General features: G+C 41.0%; 19 protein-coding genes and 1 riboswitch. Of the genes, 2 read left to right on the forward strand and 17 right to left on the reverse strand.

The genetic code is table 11. The features are described 5' to 3' along the window. Positions 1-121: 121 nt before the first annotated feature. The 9 genes from NST65_RS10320 to NST65_RS10360 form a co-directional block, all read right to left on the reverse strand. Entirely contained in the window at positions 122-1,093 is a 972-nt protein-coding gene (locus NST65_RS10320; RefSeq protein ID WP_034280402.1) for a YpdA family putative bacillithiol disulfide reductase, read from the reverse strand. 124 nt (positions 1,094-1,217) lie between these two features. Continuing rightward, entirely contained in the window at positions 1,218-2,492 is a 1,275-nt protein-coding gene (locus tag NST65_RS10325; RefSeq protein ID WP_007500982.1) for a Glu/Leu/Phe/Val dehydrogenase, read from the reverse strand. Between the two features lie 196 nt (positions 2,493-2,688). Further along, the gene (locus NST65_RS10330; protein WP_024428080.1) at positions 2,689-3,267 is read right to left on the reverse strand and encodes a genetic competence negative regulator; all 579 of its coding nucleotides are present in this window, start codon (positions 3,265-3,267) and stop codon (positions 2,689-2,691) included. Positions 3,268-3,432: 165 nt separating this feature from the next. Beyond that, positions 3,433-4,221 (reverse strand): metallophosphoesterase, encoded by a 789-nt coding sequence (locus tag NST65_RS10335; protein ID WP_034280400.1) that lies wholly within the window; start codon positions 4,219-4,221, stop codon positions 3,433-3,435. A gap of 87 nt (positions 4,222-4,308) precedes the next feature. After that, a complete protein-coding gene (locus tag NST65_RS10340; RefSeq protein WP_025093048.1) occupies positions 4,309-4,764 on the reverse strand; it encodes a DUF2663 family protein in 456 nt (151 codons plus the stop codon). Positions 4,765-4,828: 64 nt separating this feature from the next. Then, positions 4,829-5,614: a LysM peptidoglycan-binding domain-containing protein gene (locus NST65_RS10345; protein ID WP_081124545.1), complete on the reverse strand. Its 786-nt coding sequence runs from the start codon at positions 5,612-5,614 to the stop codon at positions 4,829-4,831. Next, the gene (locus NST65_RS10350) at positions 5,559-6,200 is read right to left on the reverse strand and encodes a CPBP family intramembrane glutamic endopeptidase (RefSeq protein ID WP_061109300.1); all 642 of its coding nucleotides are present in this window, start codon (positions 6,198-6,200) and stop codon (positions 5,559-5,561) included. The genes NST65_RS10345 and NST65_RS10350 overlap by 56 nt, the downstream gene beginning before the upstream one ends. After that, entirely contained in the window at positions 6,193-7,701 is a 1,509-nt protein-coding gene (locus NST65_RS10355) for an ATP-dependent DNA helicase RecQ (protein WP_081124546.1), read from the reverse strand. Before NST65_RS10355 ends, NST65_RS10350 begins: the two co-directional genes overlap by 8 nt. Next, complete coding sequence (locus NST65_RS10360) at positions 7,694-8,746, reverse strand: helix-turn-helix domain-containing protein (protein WP_081124547.1); 1,053 nt, start codon at positions 8,744-8,746, stop codon at positions 7,694-7,696. Before NST65_RS10360 ends, NST65_RS10355 begins: the two co-directional genes overlap by 8 nt. A 267-nt stretch (positions 8,747-9,013) precedes the next feature. Between NST65_RS10360 and NST65_RS10365 the strand changes: the two genes are divergently transcribed. Further along, a complete protein-coding gene (locus NST65_RS10365; RefSeq protein ID WP_008361239.1) occupies positions 9,014-9,262 on the forward strand; it encodes a ferredoxin in 249 nt (82 codons plus the stop codon). Positions 9,263-9,296: 34 nt separating this feature from the next. Here NST65_RS10365 and NST65_RS10370 read toward each other — a convergent pair whose 3' ends face one another. After that, the gene (locus tag NST65_RS10370) at positions 9,297-9,878 is read right to left on the reverse strand and encodes an ECF transporter S component (protein WP_034280389.1); all 582 of its coding nucleotides are present in this window, start codon (positions 9,876-9,878) and stop codon (positions 9,297-9,299) included. Positions 9,879-10,022: 144 nt separating this feature from the next. Next, a riboswitch (FMN riboswitch) is annotated at positions 10,023-10,153 on the reverse strand. 287 nt (positions 10,154-10,440) lie between these two features. On the opposite strand from NST65_RS10370, the gene serA reads away from it, so the two are divergent. Next, complete coding sequence (serA, locus tag NST65_RS10375; protein ID WP_024422834.1) at positions 10,441-12,015, forward strand: phosphoglycerate dehydrogenase; 1,575 nt, start codon at positions 10,441-10,443, stop codon at positions 12,013-12,015. A 34-nt stretch (positions 12,016-12,049) separates the two neighbouring features. Here serA and NST65_RS10380 read toward each other — a convergent pair whose 3' ends face one another. The 7 genes from NST65_RS10380 to NST65_RS10410 form a co-directional block, all read right to left on the reverse strand. Continuing rightward, on the reverse strand, positions 12,050-12,697 hold the full coding sequence (locus NST65_RS10380) for a M23 family metallopeptidase (RefSeq protein ID WP_061109302.1): 648 nt from the start codon (positions 12,695-12,697) through the stop codon (positions 12,050-12,052). Positions 12,698-12,801: 104 nt separating this feature from the next. Beyond that, on the reverse strand, positions 12,802-13,908 hold the full coding sequence (locus tag NST65_RS10385) for a sigma X negative regulator (RefSeq protein ID WP_081124548.1): 1,107 nt from the start codon (positions 13,906-13,908) through the stop codon (positions 12,802-12,804). Next, positions 13,820-14,428 (reverse strand): RNA polymerase sigma factor SigX, encoded by a 609-nt coding sequence (gene sigX / locus NST65_RS10390; protein WP_024422837.1) that lies wholly within the window; start codon positions 14,426-14,428, stop codon positions 13,820-13,822. The genes NST65_RS10385 and sigX overlap by 89 nt, the downstream gene beginning before the upstream one ends. Before the next feature lie 203 nt (positions 14,429-14,631). After that, positions 14,632-16,413 (reverse strand): ATP-binding protein, encoded by a 1,782-nt coding sequence (locus NST65_RS10395; RefSeq protein WP_034280386.1) that lies wholly within the window; start codon positions 16,411-16,413, stop codon positions 14,632-14,634. Further along, complete coding sequence (locus NST65_RS10400) at positions 16,410-17,132, reverse strand: response regulator transcription factor (protein WP_003215596.1); 723 nt, start codon at positions 17,130-17,132, stop codon at positions 16,410-16,412. The genes NST65_RS10395 and NST65_RS10400 overlap by 4 nt, the downstream gene beginning before the upstream one ends. 85 nt (positions 17,133-17,217) lie before the next feature. After that, on the reverse strand, positions 17,218-18,396 hold the full coding sequence (gene ccsB / locus NST65_RS10405) for a c-type cytochrome biogenesis protein CcsB (protein ID WP_024428071.1): 1,179 nt from the start codon (positions 18,394-18,396) through the stop codon (positions 17,218-17,220). Further along, on the reverse strand, positions 18,380-20,059 hold the full coding sequence (locus NST65_RS10410; protein ID WP_034280384.1) for a cytochrome c biogenesis protein ResB: 1,680 nt from the start codon (positions 20,057-20,059) through the stop codon (positions 18,380-18,382). Before NST65_RS10410 ends, ccsB begins: the two co-directional genes overlap by 17 nt.

The following is a 20,059-nucleotide window of genomic DNA, read 5'->3' on the forward strand; positions in this document are numbered from 1 at the left end:
TCGTACCATGATTTACCCTTTTTTTATATGACTCGGGCCCATTTTTCTAAAAATACCTTTCTATATAATCCCAATTTATAAAAAAAAGAACCGAACCCCTTTGAAGGATTCAGTTCTTTTTTTATCCGTTAATTCTTTTTTTGATTTCTTCTGCAATGAGTCCGCCATGAAATCTTCCATTTTCGATAAAAATTTCATTGGCATTATTTCCAGCTGCAATGACTCCTGCAATGAAAATGCCTTCAACATTCGTTTCCATCGTCTCTTCATCAAATGCTGGACGGCCTGATTCTTGGTCAATCGTGACACCCATTTTTTCTAAGAAAGAATGATCTGGGTGATAGCCAGTCATGGCAAATACATAGTCACTTTTCACTCGATCCGTTTGATTTTGCTGGTTTGTGAAGATCACATCTTCTTCTGTGATTTCTTTCACCTGCGCACCAAACTCCATTCGAATCGTTCCATTACGGACAAGCGCTTCAAACTCTGGTAAAATCCAAGGCTTGATGCTGGATGAATATTCGGTTCCTCTATACAGCACAGTGACTCTGCTTCCGCATTTCACAAGTTCTAACGCAGCATCAACACTGGAGTTCTTCCCGCCGATCACCGTCACATCTTTATCAAAATATGGATGTCCTTCTTTAAAATAGTGATATACGTGGGGAAGGTCTTCTCCTTTGACGTTCATATAGTTTGGATGATCATAGTAGCCAGTCGCAATGACGACGTAATCACATGCATAGTCGTCTTTTGATGTATTCACCGTAAAACGGCCATCTTGTTTCGTCACGGCGTTTACTTTTTCAAAAGCATGCACACGCAGTTTTTTTCGTCTGACGACCTCTCGGTAATAGGAAAGCGCCTGAATACGAACGGGCTTACGGTTTTCAGTAATAAAAGCAACATCACCGATTTCAAGCTTTTCACTTGTACTAAAAAAGGTTTGATGTGTTGGGTAATGATAAATACTGTTCACGACATTCCCCTTTTCAATCACAAGTGCATCAATCCCAATTTGCTTGAATGCAATGGCAGCTGATAACCCGCATGGGCCGCCTCCTATTATGATCGCTTTTTCTTGTTTCATTTGTTCCACTCCTGTCATTTCACTGCAATAACAATTGCTGGGCTGTTTGATTCTTTGTTCCATTCCATAAAAAAATCTCCTATTTAAGGATAGGAGATTTTAAGGCGCGATGCAAATCAGCCGCTTAAATCCAGCCTCTGAATCGAGAAGCTTCAGCCATTTTACGTACACCGACCATATATGCAGCAAGACGCATATCAATTCGGCGGTTTTGCGCCATTTCATAAATATTATTAAATGATTTCACCATCATATCTTCTAAACGAGTTTCAACTTCTTCTTCTGTCCAGTAGAACCCTTGGTTATTCTGAACCCATTCAAAGTAAGAAACAGTTACACCACCCGCACTCGCAAGTACGTCTGGAACAAGCAGTACACCACGATCTGAAAGAATTTTGGTTCCTTCCAGTGTCGTTGGGCCATTTGCTGCTTCTACGACAATTTTGGCTTTAATGTTTGCCGCATTATCTTCTGTGATTTGGTTTTCAATGGCTGCAGGTACTAAGATATCACAATCCAGCTCAAGCAGCTCTTGGTTTGTAATTGTATCGTTAAATAGTTTAGTGACGGTTCCAAAGCTGTCACGTCGGTCAAGCAAGTAGTCAATGTCTAGACCATCTTCATCGTATAATCCGCCGTACGCATCTGAAATTCCTACGATTTTTGCTCCAGCATCATACATGAATTTAGCTAAGTAGCTTCCTGCATTTCCGAATCCCTGTACGACAACACGAGCCCCGTTAATGTCAATTCCTTTTTTCTTCGCCGCTTCTTTGATGCAGATCGTCACACCTTTTGCTGTTGCAGTATCACGTCCGTGTGATCCTCCAAGAACAATTGGTTTTCCTGTAATAAATCCTGGCGAGTTAAATTCATCAATTCTAGAATATTCATCCATCATCCATGCCATAATTTGAGAGTTCGTAAACACGTCTGGTGCTGGAACATCTTTTGTTGGTCCAACGATTTGACTGATGGCGCGAACATAGCCGCGGCTTAGTTTTTCAAGCTCTCTGAATGACATTTCTCTTGGATCACAGATAATACCGCCTTTTCCTCCGCCATAAGGAAGATCCACAATTCCACATTTTAAACTCATCCAAATTGAAAGCGCTTTTACTTCTTTTTCCGTAACGTTCGGGTGGAAACGGATTCCGCCTTTTGTTGGACCGACAGCATCATTGTGCTGTGCGCGGTAACCAGTGAAAATTTTCACCGATCCATCATCCATACGTACTGGAATTTTGACCGTTAATAGACGAATTGGCTCCTTCAGCAATTCATACACTTCCTGCGGATACCCTAATTTGTCTAGCGCTTTATGTATGACGGTTTGAGTTGACTTTAAAACATCTAGCTTATCTTCTGCGTTATGAGCGGCGTTTTGATCGGCTGCCATTAAAATAAACCCCCTAGAAATCTTTCATGATCTACTGCTCCCTTTCAAGCAATAGTATACACCTTCGTACTGGTAAAGCAAAGGTAAAAAGCGTTTTTTATCAAAATAAAATATCAGCGTTTATAAATATAAAAAAGGATATAAAAAAATACTGTTGTTTCATCACAACAGTATTAAATATAATAGAAAAAAGTGATTAAAAATACATTTGAATCGTTTTCACAGCATCTTCTTGCATGATCACTTTTCCATATTCTTTTAGCCGGTGAATGGTGAGTGTCGTAGGTGAACCAAACTCTGCTAAAATCGAAATGACTGTATCAGCAGATAATTCTCCAACATCATCCAGGCTGAGGTAATATTGACCTTCATAATGGTAAACTGTACCCCCTAAAAGTCCAATACGACTTAAACTATGGGACAGTTGAATCACATCTTCAAACGAGGCAAATTGATAGAGCACATGCTTACTCTCGTCGAGCTTGACTTGCATCTCAATGTAATCTTCATCAAACTCATCATCAGCATCTTCCTGCTGACTCTTTGTGACAATGACGACCATCCCCTGCGCCTGAAGAGAAAATACTTCAACAGCAATCGGTCCATTCGCTTCAAAACCGAGCTCCTGATTCGCTTCGTTCATCATGTCTTTAAACAGCTGATGGACTTTGAACGAATCTTTCCAAAGGTCTTCTTTCGTAAGACCTCGGTCTGTCAGGTCATCTAGTGTGAGAAAAATTTTGATTTTATTATAATTCAGACGCTCCAGTCGCATAACGTTCCCTCCTGCCTCTTCTAAACACACATCATACTGTAGTATATGAGATGATGAGTCATAGGTTCTTAATTTTGTATTCAGTTTACACTGTGTCAAGACGGAAGACAAGCACGAAGCTACGCTTACGGTGACTATTATGGAAAATATTGAGGGTGCCGCAAGTTAACGCGTTTTTAGAGGCATTAAATAGATCAGATGGGTTTCTGGTTCTGCTCCGAGACGCAAGGGAATTTTTGTTGTTCCGTAGCCATTACTAATGAGAAAGAACGCACCTTTGACCTGGCCTGTTCTTCCTTTTTCATACGGTCCAAATTTCCCAATTCGGATCTGTCCCCCATGCGTATGACCGCTCAGGACAAGATCGATTCCTTCTTCTTCACTCATCAAATGATGTACATCTGGATTGTGTGATAAGAGAATATTGACATCATCTTTCACAAACTCAGGCCGTATCGCTTCATAATCTGCTTTTTCAAGCCGAATATCATCAATTCCTCCAATTTTGATTCGCTGCCCTTCAAAATTCCATACAGCCGTTTCATTTTGCAAAGTCGTGACATCGTATGCATGAAGAATCTCTTTAAACCTTTGCTGGTGCAGCTCATGATCATTATTTCCCCAAACAAAATAAACCGGCGCAATTCTTGATAAACGTTTCACATTTTCTTCAATCCTTGCATAGGGTACACCTTTTTCAGCTAAATCTCCGCCAATCATAATCACATCTGGCTCTTCCTGTCTGATTTCTGCTAATAAAGTGTCACTGATGAGACGTCTGTGTGTATCAGAAATAAAGAAAATGACAGCAGGCCGGTCTGATTGAAGTGCTTCTATTGTAAAGTAATGCTTTTTGATGTTGTTTTGTTTTGCCGTTTTCACCATTTTTGCCGTTACACACACACCTGTTGTAACAGCCGCAATGGCGGCAGTAAATCCGATGGCATATTTCATCACAAATGGCTCCCTTACATATCTTTCTTTCATAAGACGCTTGAATGAAAAAAGACGTTTCAACTGTTAAACGTCTTTTTTTCTCATTTATTTACTTTCATAATAGAGATTAATGTCGTATTGCTTCTGCATATAGTGAAAAACCGTCTCGCGCTCTTTCCACTGATTTGATTGCGGCCATAAATCTGTGCTTTTTTGTATAATTTCACATCGAAGCCGATGATATTCATCCTCAGCCTTTTCTTCTTTTTTCTTATAGTAATAAGAGGCGTAAAAAGCAAAGACTTCAGCCATGATCCAAAACAGAAAAACTTCATGACCAAGCAGTGTTGCAATCATGGCTTCCGGCTGAAGCGAGCCGCCTCCCGCATTTGCCGTGATCACAAAATAAAACAAAAGAATGGCCAGCGATAGAAGGGCTGTCCATTGCCATCTTTTGCACTGCTTGGCAAAGCCCTCATATTTATGCTTTCTTTTGATCAATGTTTCCATCATTTTCTGTGTCGGCTGATCCATATATCGGCTGATTGCGTGCAATGTCATCACATACACCCTGTCCCTTTTTTCTACATATGTATGTGCGTGCTTCTTCATTCATGTCAGGTGATTAGTTTTCTAGTGGAATATTCAGCACTTGACCACTATACACGCTGTTACCTTTCAAATGATTATAGGCTCTAATTTTCTCTTCACCCGAACGGTTTTTGTAATACTTCATTGAAATTCGATACAGGTTTTCCTCTGGACCAACGGTGTGCTGCACGACACGAACTGGCTTTTCTTCCTGCTTCTTTTTCTCTTCGGCCTCTTTTCGTTTTTTCTCTTCCTGTTGCTTTTGCAAGGCTAGCTGCTGCTGTTCACGCTTTTTGGCAGCTTCGGCTCTCGCGCGTTCTTTTTCTTTCGCTGCTTGTTCACGCTCTTCTTTCTCTTTAGCAGCTTTTTCTTTTTTCTGCTGTTCAGCTTTTTCTTTCGACCGCTGTTTTTCTTTCTCTTTCTTTTGCTTCTCATCATCAGACGCATTCGCTTTATCAACGCTTGAGTCATTTTTCGTTTCGACAAGTGCTGACGGGACTGGGTCTGTGTCAGCACTTGATGTAGAATCAATATTATATACATCTTGATTATTATTATGGTTGATTTCCTTTGACGTGTAGTAGATCAGAAGGAAGAACACTGTGACGACGATAATAGGAAAGATAATAGCAAGTGTTGTAAACAATGGATTACGCACCTTTTTCGTGCGCTGTTTTTTATATTCATGGAAATCTTCTCGTGTAGGAAAGTGAGAGTCATCTGAAGGCTGCACTTCTTCTTCAAAAATTTTCTCTGCATCATCGTCATGGATGTTTGTCAGCTGCTCCTTCTTTCTCTTCATTCTCGACATTTCTTCCATGTTCATCCCTCCCCCTATATTTCAAACGAATTTGACAAGCAAAGACTAAGTCAATGACAAAATGGGTCATGACAGGAACAAATAAATTCCCAGTCCACTCGTATAAAAGTCCTAAAAAAATACTAATTGAAACCACAAGGATAAACAAGAGTATTTTTGATAAGTAGCGAAAGTGAAGGAGCGCAAACACAATACTGGCAATTTCCAATCCAAATTGCTGCTGGACGATCCCTCGGAATAGAATTTCCTCTGAAAAGGCGATGAGCAGTGTTAACCAAACAATATGCGGGATGCTGCGATTTTTGAACATTTTTTCATTTAATCCGCCATCATCATACATATGAGCAGGAAACACCTTCATAACAATCGCATCCACAATGATCACAACCGCAGCGCCGCCAATTCCATAAGTCAGTATCCGCGCATCTTGGATCTCCCAAAGGGATGTAAAATCTGTCCAATGATCGAACATAAATATACCTAGTAAAAAAGAAATGATCAGCATCAGCAGCTGCGTGAAATACAGCTGTTCTACAACTTGTCGATCGGTTAATTTTTCGATGATTCGGCGATGTTGTTCAATCAATGCTGCGCCTCTTTTGATGAAACATACGATCCAGCACGGTCTTCCAGTGTTTCATTTCATTCAGCTCCAATGGTTGATCTTTTTTTTCATAATCAGACAGGTCAAGTCCGCAAGAAGAGCAGCAGCAGCCAGAGGATGCGCTCTCCGTTTGATCAAGCTGTTCGTAAAAGTATGATAACAGAGATTGTCTAAAGCAGCTATGATCTGTGATCCGCTCCTTAAATTGCCACACTTTTCTCAGTTTTTCAGTTTGTCTGTCCTGCAATTTCTCTTTCAGTTTCATCAGGAGCACACGAGGCTCGTCAGACTGATACATCCTGTAATAATGGATCAGCATTCTTGCACGTGTCTCCTGAAGCCCTGATTCCATCAATTGTTCACGTAGTTTCTTTTCATCATTTGTCTGCATTTGTGTCAGCCTGGCTAAGAAAAAATCAATTTCTGGATCATCAAAGCCCTCTGCTTGTATTAAATGCTGTTGAATATCCGCGTCCTCTTCTGTATATAAAAGAATGCTCACACTGTTTTTCCCGTCCCGTCCTGCTCTTCCAATTTCCTGCATAAATGCTTCAATTGACTGAGGCGGGCTCATATGAATAACAAATCGTATATCTGCTTTGTCAATTCCCATTCCAAAAGCACTTGTACAACAAATGAGGTCAAGCTGTCCGCTGATAAATTGCTGCTGAATAAGCATGCGGTCTCCTGCATCCATTCCGCCATGGTAATACTCTACACGCTGATGGGTTTTTTGTTTCATTATGAGCGCCATATCTTCTGTCATTTGCCGGGTCGGGCAATAAATCAGGCCAGGGCCTTGCAGGAATTCCACAAGCTCAATGGCCCGTTTCTCTTTTGCTTCTTTCGTTTCGTGCGCTTCTTTGACTAATGCGATGTTTGGCCGGTTGACAGAATGGATATGAAAGTCTGGATGCTGCAATCTTAACGTTTGCACGGTATCTTTAAGTGTTTGTTTCGTTGCTGTTGCCGTCAGTGCTAAGGCAACAGGATGACCTAATGCTTCTCTCCATTCTCCCAGCTTGGAATATTCCGGACGGAAATCATGCCCCCATTCGGATATACAATGGGCTTCATCGACGACGAACAGACCAATATGCATCGATTTGAGCTGTTCTAGCAGCACCTCTGACATTAATGCCTCAGGCGCGACGAATAAAAATTTATATGATGGCAAATGCCGAATGATATGCCGTCTCTCCTGAAAAGATAATGTGCTGTTCAGTGCCGCCACTCGTTTTTCTCCGCGCATTTTCATTCGTTCGACTTGGTCCTCCATAAGCGATAACAGCGGCGAAATAATGAGAACTAATCCTTCAGTCATATAGCCGGGAATTTGATAGCAGATGGACTTCCCTCCGCCAGTAGGCAGCATGGCAACCGTATCTTTCTGATTCAGTACACTTTGAATAATGTCCTCTTGACCTGCTTTAAATGAGTCGTAACCAAAATATCGCATGAGCGTCTGATGAAGCTTATCCATTTGCTTTCACCATCCTTGTCAGAGCCAATCTTATTTGAAAATAAGTAAATGGATGTTCGAGTTTTTCTTTAATCAGCTTCATTTTATTTGTTTGAAGCTCCCTGGCTACTGCATGAATGGCCTGCTGCTCTTCTTCGCTCACATACGGCTCTATTGAGAAGCTCGGTTCATGTATGGACAGTTCGACAATATGGTCTTCGATCGTTGCCTTTTTTAATGATCGAATATGAGCAATCTGATCAATATCATAGCCTTTTTGCACAAGCTCGAGCGTTTTATGGGTAGAGGTTGTTAGCACGCGTTTGAATTCAAGGTCACCTACGAGCTGCTGCATGACCTGCGCTTCACCTTTTTGGGCAGCATGAATAAAATAATGGAGGACATTCCAAAAAAGCAGGTACACATACCACACATCTTCTTTTAGCCACTCTGCCATTTGCTGATACGTACGCCCAATTCTTTCATTTGACGTCAATGAGTAAACAAAAATCAGCGCCTCTTGATCACTTATACGGGAAAGGAGCTTGTCTAGTTCATGATGCAGCTCTTCCGAAAGCTTATTCTTCTCGTGATGCTGTTTTAAGAAGGATTTCGTCCAGCTTTGTACAGATACATCTCTTTGTATTGGAACATATTGATGCGATCCAGCCAGATGGTGAGACAGCACTTGTACAAGTAAAGAGAGTCTCATCCATAGCACCTTTGCTTTATCATGATATTTGGCACCATGAAAATAAGCGGGCATCGGTTTTTCTGAAAAATACTGGCTTAGCATACGCTGTCCTGCATTTGTAACAGTGAATGTCTCCCCTGTTTTTACGATGTAGTGCTTTTCGTCAAGCTTTATAGCAGAGCGATTCAGCTGATCCCTCGTAAACCCCGGGTAACAGCCGAAGTACTTTGAAAGCTGAAACAAACTGGCATCCTGTATGGTTTGTGATGATTTCTTTCCTTTAAAAAGATGGTAGACAGCACTTATGGAGCGTTCGCCGTTCAATTTATGTACGCTGTCCATTAACATGACATCCAAGTAATGAAGAGTCATTCGCCAAAGCACCTGTCTTCCTGACAAAATTCGAATATTTTCTCCCTTTATTTTAACAGATTTCATAGAAGAAGAAATGTTTAAACTCAATTTGTGGGGGAAAGTTATGAACAAACCCTTATGTGATAAGCATTCTCAATCACTTTACAGTTGAAATGTGAAATTAAAATCATTACAATAAGGTTTGAGGAAATTGTTTTTTATCGGTGAAACTAAAAAGGTTAGACCATTTGTTCCATCGAACAATCTGGGAGGTATTTTTTTAACATGGCAAAATATACAATTGTAGACAAAGACACATGTATTGCTTGCGGCGCATGCGGTGCAGCTGCTCCAGACATTTATGATTATGATGATGAAGGCATTGCATTTGTTACGCTTGATGACAACCAAGGGACTGTAGAAGTTCCAGAAGTACTTGAAGAAGATATGCTTGATGCATTTGAAGGATGTCCAACAGATTCAATCAAAGTTGCGGACGAATCTTTCGATGGTGACCCGCTTAAGCATGAATAGTATAAAAGCCCCTTATGCAGGGGCTTTTTTTATATTAACTATTTTGAAGTCGGCGTTTATTTTCAAACCATGGACGCATTTTCACAAAAATGAGGCTAAACACGATGGTAATGATGATTCCTTTAATAAAGTTAAATGGTAAGATCCCTGCTGTAATGGTCGTCTTGAGCGCATGATCGGATAGTTCTGGCGCGTTTAAGAACCATGTGTAAGCTGGCAGGAATAAGAAGTAATTTAAAATACTCATCATCACAGTCATAAGCAATGTACCCGTGATCATAGACCATGCCATCCCTTTTGCTGATTTGATTTTTTTAAACATAAAGGCGACTGGCAAGATAAATAGTGTGCCTGCAATGAAGTTCGCAACTTGCCCAACTGGAACGCCGGACATACTGCCTTGAATGAGGTAATGCAGTACATTTTTTAATGCCTCAACAGCAATCCCTGCACCCGGTCCATAAATTAAAATCGCAATAATTGCCGGGATATCACTAAAATCAATTTTCAAATACGCTGGAAGACCCGGGAAAGGAAAATCCAATAAAATTAACACAAACGAAATACTGCTGAGCATACTGGTAACAACTAAACGCTTTACTTTACTTTGATTCAATATTCTCTCTCCTTTTCGATCAAATCTTTCGAAAAGAGGATTGTTCCATTTTAGCCACAAAAAAACCGCCCTTGAAAACAGGAGCGGGGAAATTGGGCTAGACAAATAAACGTGTGAACATCAATGTTTTCAACGTTTATGAACCTCCATCTTCTCCCATCCAGACTATACTGTCGGCTTCGGAATCACACCGAATCCTGCCAAAAAGGCTCGCGGGCTTAGAGACTATGCTCATCACCGCCGGTAGGGAATTACACCCTGCCCCGAAGATTGATCATTATTCAATTCGACATCATTATATATGATATATGAGCATTTGTACAGATAAAAATCCTGAGCAAATTCATCAGTTTTAAGAAATCGTAAAAAACACAAAAATTATAATGACAAATGCGCAAAAATTGGTTATCTTTTGTTTAAAGGTGTTCATTCTTTATAAAGACACAAAGAAATGTTCGTGTTTTCTTTTTCACTTTACTGCTTTAATTTGATTGACACAGTGAAAAGGAATATGGTAAATTATCAGATATTTATGACGTTTATTTTAGGAGGAAATCTTACGATGTTTCGAGTATTAGTCTCAGATAAGATGAGCAATGATGGTCTTCTACCACTTTTAGAATCAGATTTTGTTGAAATTGTCCAAAAAAATGTAGCAGAAGCAGAAGATGAATTACACACGTTTGATGCCTTACTTGTCAGAAGTGCCACGAAAGTAACGAAAGAGCTTTATGAAAAAATGACTTCATTAAAAATTGTCGGCCGTGCAGGTGTGGGAGTAGACAATATTGACATTGATGAAGCGACCAAACACGGCGTCATTGTGATCAATGCACCAAACGGTAATACGATCTCGACAGCTGAGCATACGTTCGCTATGATTTCATCACTTATGCGTCATATTCCGCAAGCCAACATTTCTGTCAAATCAAAAGAATGGAACAGAGGTGCATATGTTGGTGCTGAGCTTTACGGAAAATCTCTTGGGATTGTCGGCTTAGGCAGAATCGGAAGTGAAATCGCCCAGCGTGCGAGAGCATTTGGCATGACAGTCAACGTGTTTGACCCATTTCTCACAAAGGAACGTGCAGAAAAAATTGGCGTCAATGCGAAATCACTTGATGAAGTACTCGAAGTATCAGATATTATTACTGTACATACGCCATTAACAAAAGAAACAAGAGGACTTCTCAATAAAGAAACGATTGCAAAAACGAAAAAAGGTGTTCGCCTTGTAAACTGTGCGCGCGGCGGTATTATTGACGAGGCTGACCTTCTTGAAGCTCTTGAAAGCGGCCATGTCGCAGGAGCTGCACTCGATGTATTCGAGGTAGAACCGCCAACTGATAATCCGCTTGTGGATCATCCACATGTCATTGCAACTCCGCATCTTGGTGCCTCTACAAAAGAAGCACAATTAAATGTAGCGGCGCAAGTATCTGAAGAAGTCCTTCAATTTGCAAAAGGTCTTCCTGTCATGTCATCTATTAATCTACCAGCGATGACAAAAGACGAGTTCAAAAAGATTCAGCCTTATCATCAATTTGCAGGAAAACTTGGACGTCTTGTCTCTCAATCAATGAGAGAACCTGTAAAAGAAGTAGGCATTTCTTATGAAGGCTCTATTTCAAAACTCGAAACATCCTTTATCACAAAGAGTCTTCTGTCAGGCTTTTTAAAAGAGCGTGTTGATTCGACTGTGAATGAAGTAAATGCTGGAATGGTCGCAAAAGAACGAGGCATTAGCTTTAGTGAAAAAATTTCTTCCAGCGAATCTGGTTACGAAAACAGTATTTCCATTGAAGTCAAAGGTGATCTTTCAACCTTTACTCTAAAAGCGACTTACATCCCGCATCTAGGGGAGCGCGTTGTTTCTATTAATGGTTTTAATATTGATTTTTATCCAGATGGACACCTTGTCTATATCCAGCATACAGATGCACCTGGTGTGATTGGAAAGGTTGGACAGATTTTAGGCGACCATGATGTCAACATCGCCACAATGCAGGTGGGACGTAAAGAAAAAGGCGGCGAAGCCATTATGATGCTTTCTTTCGACAAGCATCTAGAGGACGAAATTGTGAAAAAATTAACTGAAGTGCAGGATATTCTTTCAGTCCGCCTGATTGACCTATAAAAAACAGTGATAAACCTCATGCTTTGCATGAGGTTTATTTTGTTGAAACCATTAAACGGTCTCCTGTTCGAATGAGATGAGTCGTCAGCTCATTGATCTTTTTCAACTGTTCCACAGTCATTTCATTCGCCTTTGCTATCGACCAAAGGGTATCCCCTTGTTTAATGACATATGTATTTTTTTCATGTCCATTTACATGAAGAGCCGGCTCTTGAAAACGTTCCACAGCAATCATTTTGAGCGGATCTACCGCATCCTTTTTGCTGACTGACCAATTGCCACGATGTACTTCAAAATGCAAATGAGTGCCTCTGGAGGCTCCTGTGTTGCCAATTATGCCAATCGGCTGTCCCGCTTGTACATGGTCACCCTTTTTCACAAAACGCTCGTGTAAATGAGCATAGACGGTTTCGTATCCATTTGGATGCTGAATAAATACAACTTCTCCATATGTAGCCGATACATACGAACGGGTGACCACACCTTCACTTGCAGCAAAAATGGATTCTCCTTCTGGCGCAGCTATATCTAATCCCTTATGCGAGCCGCCCCTTGTCCCAAACAAGTCAGTGACTTCTCCTTTCACTGGTTCCACCCATTCGTTTGTCTTCTGCGCATGGGCAAATGGCGCTAAGATCAAGAGCAAAAAACAGCTGGCACCTATGAAGCAATACCTTTTCATCAGTGACTCCCCTTCTTTGAGGTTCTTTTCATGACAGCTTAGTATACAGCAAGAAGACCCTTTTCTATACATCAAAAAAGAACGCAATGAAATGCTTGCGTCCTTTAACGATCTTTTATGACAACTGGATTCGGCAGAGCCGGTACCTCTATTGGTTCATTTAATTCATATGGTCCTACTTGATCTGTTCCTGCATATTGAATGGTGACATCTGTAAAACCAAAATCTTTCGCTGTGAGCAGCAGACCTTCAATGAGTAGAGTATGATCAATTGAGTCCGATAATTGTGCTGATGCTCCAAACGCGATGGTTACATGCTTACCTTTTGATGTCACTTCTTTAATGGGTTCTTCTTTAATTAATGGTTCAAGTCCAGAATCACTCGTGCGTTTCATGGCCTCTACAGCTTCTTCATAAGAAGAATAATGTGTTTTGGAGGGCACCAAAAAAGTCCCGCTCTTATTCTCTAACACGTAATAAGCTTTCTTCGTTTGTTTATCAATTGATATTGCGCCAATGCTGCTAGCCCCTAATTGAAGATGAGAGCCTTTGACTGATTTGACTTCCACTTGTTTATACCTGCTCCATTTGAGCGTTTCTTTTACCATATCTTTAAATCGATTGGCTTCCTTTATCGTATCAAGGGACAAATCATTTTTTAACTGAAAAACAAGTGTATTCCCATTTTCACGAAGGTCCACCATCTCAAGATAAGATTGAAGTGGCTTTGTCATTTCAGGCAGCTGCACCTGTTCATATGTGTTCATCATTTCCTGCAAATGGTCATGTTCATTCTCTTTTTCAATACTAATGGGAACCACTTGAGACGTCGATTCATCTATGTATGCAACCGTCATATACTTTTGCTTGTCTTCATGAGAAACAACGTGTGTGGTACCATTTGCCTGTTTGACGGGCTCTAATGTGGCATTTGCCTGTCCTTTGTCAGCACTTGAGTCCATTTTTATCTGTTTATGCTGTTCTTGAGCAGCCGGCTGAAATAAATGAGGAGAAATTAAAAACGCCATAAATAAAACCACAACGGTTGCCACCGCTGGACCGATCCATTTGACACTTTTCTTTTTCTTCCCGCTTGCCATCAGCACCTGCTGGTATATCTGCTTAGATGAACGGTTGTCCTCCACCTTTGGAAGCTGACTTAGTAACACCTTGATTCGTTCTTCGCTCCAATCGGACCTGTTCGTTTTCATTCACTAGCTCCTCCTTCAAAAGCTCCATATGTTTTCGGAGCACTTTCAGGCCTCGGTGCTGCGTTGTTTTGACTTTGCTTTCCGAGAACTTTAGCGCCTTTGCCGTCTCCATGATTGAGTAGCCCTGGATAAACCTTAAAATGATGACAGCTCTTTGATCAATCGTGCAGTGATCAAGCGCGGCATAAATTTCTTTAGTATTTTCATCCTGTACAGCCAGTTCGTCTGGGAGCAAGTCTGGGTCTTTTACATCCTGCTTATCCCAATCAAACGTGCCGAGTACCCGTTGTCTAATGGTTTGCTGCTTGCGAAACCAGTCAATCGCCACATGCCTTGCAATTGAAAACAGCCATGTTTTCTCGCTGCTTCTTCCTTCAAAAGTTTTATATGAGTGAAGTACCCGAATGTAAACCTCCTGTACGAGATCCTCTGCCTGATTTTTATCTTTAACCATATAAAATAAAAACTGGTACAAATCTTGATGGTACGAATCATATATTTTTTGAAAGGTTTCATGCATAGGAAACCCCTCCGTTCACTTATTTTTGTCGAGTGACTCTTATAAAACGTTACATTACAACTTTATGACAAATATATTACAAGTTCGACAGTTTGGAAAGGGCTTTTTGTTTAACTTCTCCTTAAAAATTTTAAAATAGAAAAAACACTTCATTTTCTTTACGAAAAGAAGTGTTTCTCATGTAACAAGATTCTTCGTCAAGATTAGACGAGTTCCTGCTTTTTTCTCGGAATATAGAATGTGAAGTGTGTACCTGCCCCCGCTTTGCTGTGAGCATGTATAGAGCCTTGATGCGCCTCGATGATGTTCTTCACAATCGCAAGGCCAAGTCCAGTACCAGAACGCCCTCTCGTCCTTGCTTTATCGGCTTTATAAAAGCGTTCGAAAATAAAGGGCAGATCCTCTTCCGGAATTCCACTCCCCGAATCTTTTACATCCATTTTCAGTCCGTTTTCCACCGATTGAACCGAGAAGTGAACCTCGCCGCCTTCTGGTGTATGACGAATAGCATTATCAATGAGATTCGTAAACACTTGCTCAATCTTATCTGGATCGAATACAAAGTGCGGTTCATCCACTTGAATATCATACGTAAGGTCGATTTGTTTTTCTTTCGCAATCCCGAGAAACTTACGGTAGATCTTCTCTGTCAGCTCTTCCGTATCTGTTGATTCAAGATTCAGTGTAATATGACCTGCTTCCATTCTCGCTAGATCTAGAAGGTCATTCACAAGACGTCCCATTCGAAGTGATTCATCATAGATAATTTGCGCAATCTCTTTCTTTTCCTCTTCTGATCCCGCAATATCATCTACAATTGCCTCACTGTACCCTTGCAGCATGGCAATTGGTGTACGAAGTTCATGACTGACATTGGCAATGAAGTCTTTCCTCAGTTTATCAAGTCTTCGTTCCTCCGTCATATCACGAAGGACTGCAACTGCTCCCCTGACATCCTGCTGATTATACAGCGGAGACATGAGAAGAACCCATGTACGCCCTTGCAGCGTAACTTCGATCATTTGCTCTTTTTCTGTGCTGACAGCTGTATGAAATAGCTCGCGCGCTTCTGGCGGCAGTTCATCTCCATCCTTGATCTTCATATTTTGCTCGTAATACCATGCCTGCAAAAATCGTTCTGCAGGAGGATTTGTCATCAAAATCGTTCCATCAATATTGATGGTGATGACGCCATCAGCCATACTGCTTAAAATATTAGATAAATGTTCTTTTTCTTGATTTAAGGCTGTGATATGGAATTTAAGCTGCTTCCCCATTTGATTAAAGGCGATTGCCAGTTCTCCAATTTCATCTTGCGTTAAAATAGGAATCTTTGTATCAAATTTCCCTTTCGCCAAATCTTGTGCACCCTCTCTCATCTTTCTGAGAGGATAGGTGACACGTGTTGACAAGAAGAAAGCGAATATAGTGGTCAGTACAATCGCAATTCCGGCGGCTAAAAAAATGTAGCGTGTCGTATGTTTCGTTGTTTGTTCTACAGCGAGGAGTGATTGAGAAAGAAAGACCATGCCTTTTTTTCCGTTCGCCTCGTATGGAACACCGACTACAATCCGTTCATCTTTTCGATTGCCTGCATCAGGTTCTGCACGTTTACTGATTTTTTTACGATCTTTCAGTGCTTGATTTAAATCGTTGTCCGCTTCAATTTGTTTCTTTGTAATCGCAGGAAGCTTCCCGTCTTTTTCAGACGAATACCACTCTAGCCCGTCCTCTTGGATGATCGCAATACTCGTCAATTTGTCAGCGAGTTCTGATGTAATCGACCTCGCAAGCGATTGATCCTCATGGCTTTCTAAAATGACCGCTACTTTGTTTGCCATTTGTGTTAAATCAGATTTTGCTTCTTCTACATGATAATTCTCAATGAACTCTAAAAGAAGCACAGTTAAAATAGATAAAACGATCAAGACGAGGAAAAGAATGGTTAACCATAGCTTTCCTACAACACTTTTCCACAGTTTCATTCAGCGCCGACCTCAAATTTGTACCCGACACCCCATACAGTTACGATTTTTTTCGCTGCTTCTGGTGACACTTTATTCAGTTTTTCACGAAGTCGTTTGACATGAGTATCAACTGTTCGTAAGTCTCCAAAGAATTCATATTGCCATACTTCTTTTAGCAGCTTTTCTCTGTCATAGACCTTATCTGGTGTTTTTGCAAGGAAATATAAAAGCTCATATTCCTTCGGCGTGAGGCTGACTTCTTTGCCATCAGCCGTCACTCTATGTGCATCATGGTCAATAGAAAGATGAGAAAACACAAGAACATCCTTTGTTGTTGTCCCAGTATTCAAATAAGACGTTTGAGACGATCTTCTGAGCAATGCCTTTACACGTAAAACCACTTCACGCGGGCTGAAAGGTTTGACGATGTAGTCATCCGTTCCTGCCTCAAATCCTTGAACGCGGTTGGCTTCTTCTCCTTTTGCGGTCAGCATAATGATTGGAGTCGCTTTTTTGTCTCGAATTTGATTACACACTTCGATTCCATCTGTACCAGGCATCATTAAATCGAGCAAAATGAGGTCGTAATCGGTTTGAAGCCCTTTTTGAATCGCCTCATCTCCATTTTCCGCTTCATCGATTTCATAATTTTCACGTTCTAAATACATTTTTAAAAGGCGGCGAATTCTTGCCTCATCATCTACGACTAATATTTTCGTTTGAGTTGTGTGTTCCATTAGACAGTCCTCCTGCTTTCTCCGTTGTTACATTCATTTTAACAAAAAGCCGAATTGAATCATAAAAGTTGGCTTTTCCTTGTGATTATGCGTAAGAATGAAGCCCCGCAATGACAAGGTTGACAAAGATGAGATTAAACATAATAATGGCGAAGCCGATCACAGCAAGCCATGCGGACTTTTCACCATGCCAGCCTCGCGACAAGCGAAGATGAAGATAGGCAGCATAAAAGAGAAACGTAATCAATGCCCATACTTCCTTCGGGTCCCAGCCCCAAAACCTAGTCCATGCAATTTGCGCCCAGATCATGGCAAAGATCAGCCCGCCTAACGCAAATACAGGGAAACCAATCGAAACAGCCCTATACCCAATTTCATCAACTAAATCTAGGTTCACCTGTTTCACTAGCGGTTGAAGCAGTGCGCTCAGCCGTTTGCGAATGATCAATCGAATGAGTCCGTATATGATCAGCCCTACGCCAAATGACCATAACACCGTATTGACCTTTCTACCTGAAAAAACAGGCGGCAGCTCAACAAACGGTTCCAAACGATCTTCCGTCACAAGCTCCCCTTTATGAGGTCCGACAAGAGCTGGGAGCTCATAGACCATCTCACTTTTTTCTTTATTTTTATCAATCCAATTAAATGTTGCTTCATATCCTGTCATTCTAAAGATAGACGTAACAGCGATAAATGCAAGTGTGACCACAATCATAAACATGACAAGCTCTAAACCAAACGTCTTCTTCCCTGGCTTTGTTTGATCCACATGCTTTAGTAGAAAGATGACACCTGCCACAAAGCTGATGGCTAAAATGGCTTGGCCAAGTGCTGCTGTTGTCACGTGAATATAAAGCCAATTACTTTGAAGTGAAGGAATCAGCGGTGAAATATCTGATGGGAACATACTTGCATAGGCAATAATCAATAAAGCGATTGGAAGTGTAAATAAACCAAGTACAGACACTTGATACACAAAATATAAAATGATGAATGCAAGCACCAGCATCATGCCAAAAGCCGTTGTGAACTCAAACAAATTACTGACAGGTGCATGACCAGATGCGATCCATCTTGAAATAAAATAGCCCAACTGGCTCAAAAAACCGATGATGGTAAGCGTAATGCCAATGAGTGCCGCCTTATTTCTGCGCGGTCCTTCTTCTTTCTTTTTTCCCTTAATGGCACCACCAAAAAAAGGAACTGCCGCTAAATAAAATAGAAAAGCTGCAAATAACAGATTTTCACTGACTGCCGCCATCTAATCCTTCCCCCTTGCTTTTGCTGATACTTGTTGTATCAGGCAGTTCTTTTTGATCAACTGGCTGTTTGATGCCACTGCCGTGCAGTAACACACCAAGATCGGACTTTAAGCCGAACCAGTTTTTGTTTGTATGTCCTGCCACCAATACTTTTCCATCCTTTGCCGACAGCCAGATTCTTCTATGCTGCCAATACATCCCCTGCACGACACCGATCATGAAGATGATTCCGCCTACTATGAGCACGCCAAGTGTTAAATCCTTTCTCACTGTTAACCCTGTGACGTTTTTCGTTTCGACCCGATCAAACTTCATTTTATATAGATTGTTATCAGAACCCTCTACTGTCTCTTGAATGGCGACAAAGCTTTTTTCACCTTTAGGTTTTTCAGGAGAAATCATTTCAAACACGAAAGCAGGATTATTCGGATTCCTTGTTTTCGTACTTGGCGTTCCATCATCGTCAAAATAAAAATCAGGCAGATAGCTCATCACCTTGACTTTGTAACCGCTACCAAGATCATATTCTGACTTAGGCTCCAGCAGATTAATCTTCACTGTACCGAAAGATTTTTCTGTATCTTTACGAATCAGCTGAAAGACCATTTGATCGAGTTCATTTTGTTTAAAATCCACTTGATATAATGAGAAATTGTCAAACTTGAGCGGTTCATTTACTTTGATATCGTGTTCTGTTACCTGCTTCAGCTTGGGCTTTTCACCAAATACAACTTCTCCTTCACGTTTGTATAAAATGGCATCCGTTTTATAGCTTTTCACCACTTGACCATCGCCAGCTTTTTCAATGGCATTCTCAAACACTTCTTTTTCATTTCCAGTTTCATAGCGATCAATTGAAAACGCATTATTTTTCAAGAAGTATTGACCATCCGTACCTGGAATTGGTGCAGTTTCCCCTTCTCTGACCCAAAGCGTTTCATCCACGTACATGCCCGGGACAAACCGGAGCATCGCTCCAATGAGAAAGATGATTAGTCCAATGTGATTGACGTAAGGTCCCCAGCGTGAAAAACGTCCTTTTTCGGCTAAAATATGCCCATTTTCTTCTCGCACGCGGTAACGCTTTTGTTTCATTGCTCTTATGATGCCTTCATATGTATGCTGATCTAATGTTTTGTCTGTCTCGCTAAACAGACGCTGTCTTCTCATAAAGCCTTCTTTTTTGATAACCCCTTGGTTTTTGAGTGCTCGATAAAGAGGAATAACGCGGTCGAGACTGCAAATGACAAGGGAGATTCCGATTGATGCGACAAGAGCTAAAAACCACCAAGAATTATAAAGATCATGGAATCCAAGTGTGTAATACAGCTTGCCAAACGATCCATATTGCTCTTCATAATACGTGGAAGCAGATGCACCTGGCGGAATAAATCGCTCCTGCGGAAAAATCGTTCCAAGCGAAGAAGCGAGCAGTGTAATGACAATCAGCCACACACCCACTTTAACGGAAGAAAAAAAGTTCCATACTTTATCAACAATCGTTTTGTTGTATGTTTGCGAGCGTCTTGCACTGCCGTCATATCTCATATCAAGCAGCTTTGAAGAGTTTTTCTCTTTAGCCGCAATGGGATTCCCGCATGATTCACATAGAACAGTACCGATTGGATTAATATGTCCACACTCGCACTTTACCTCTTTCAT

It is taken from the genome of Bacillus sp. FSL P4-0248 (assembly GCF_038593305.1).
In the GTDB taxonomy this organism is placed as follows: Bacteria; Bacillota; Bacilli; order Bacillales; family Bacillaceae; genus Bacillus; species Bacillus safensis.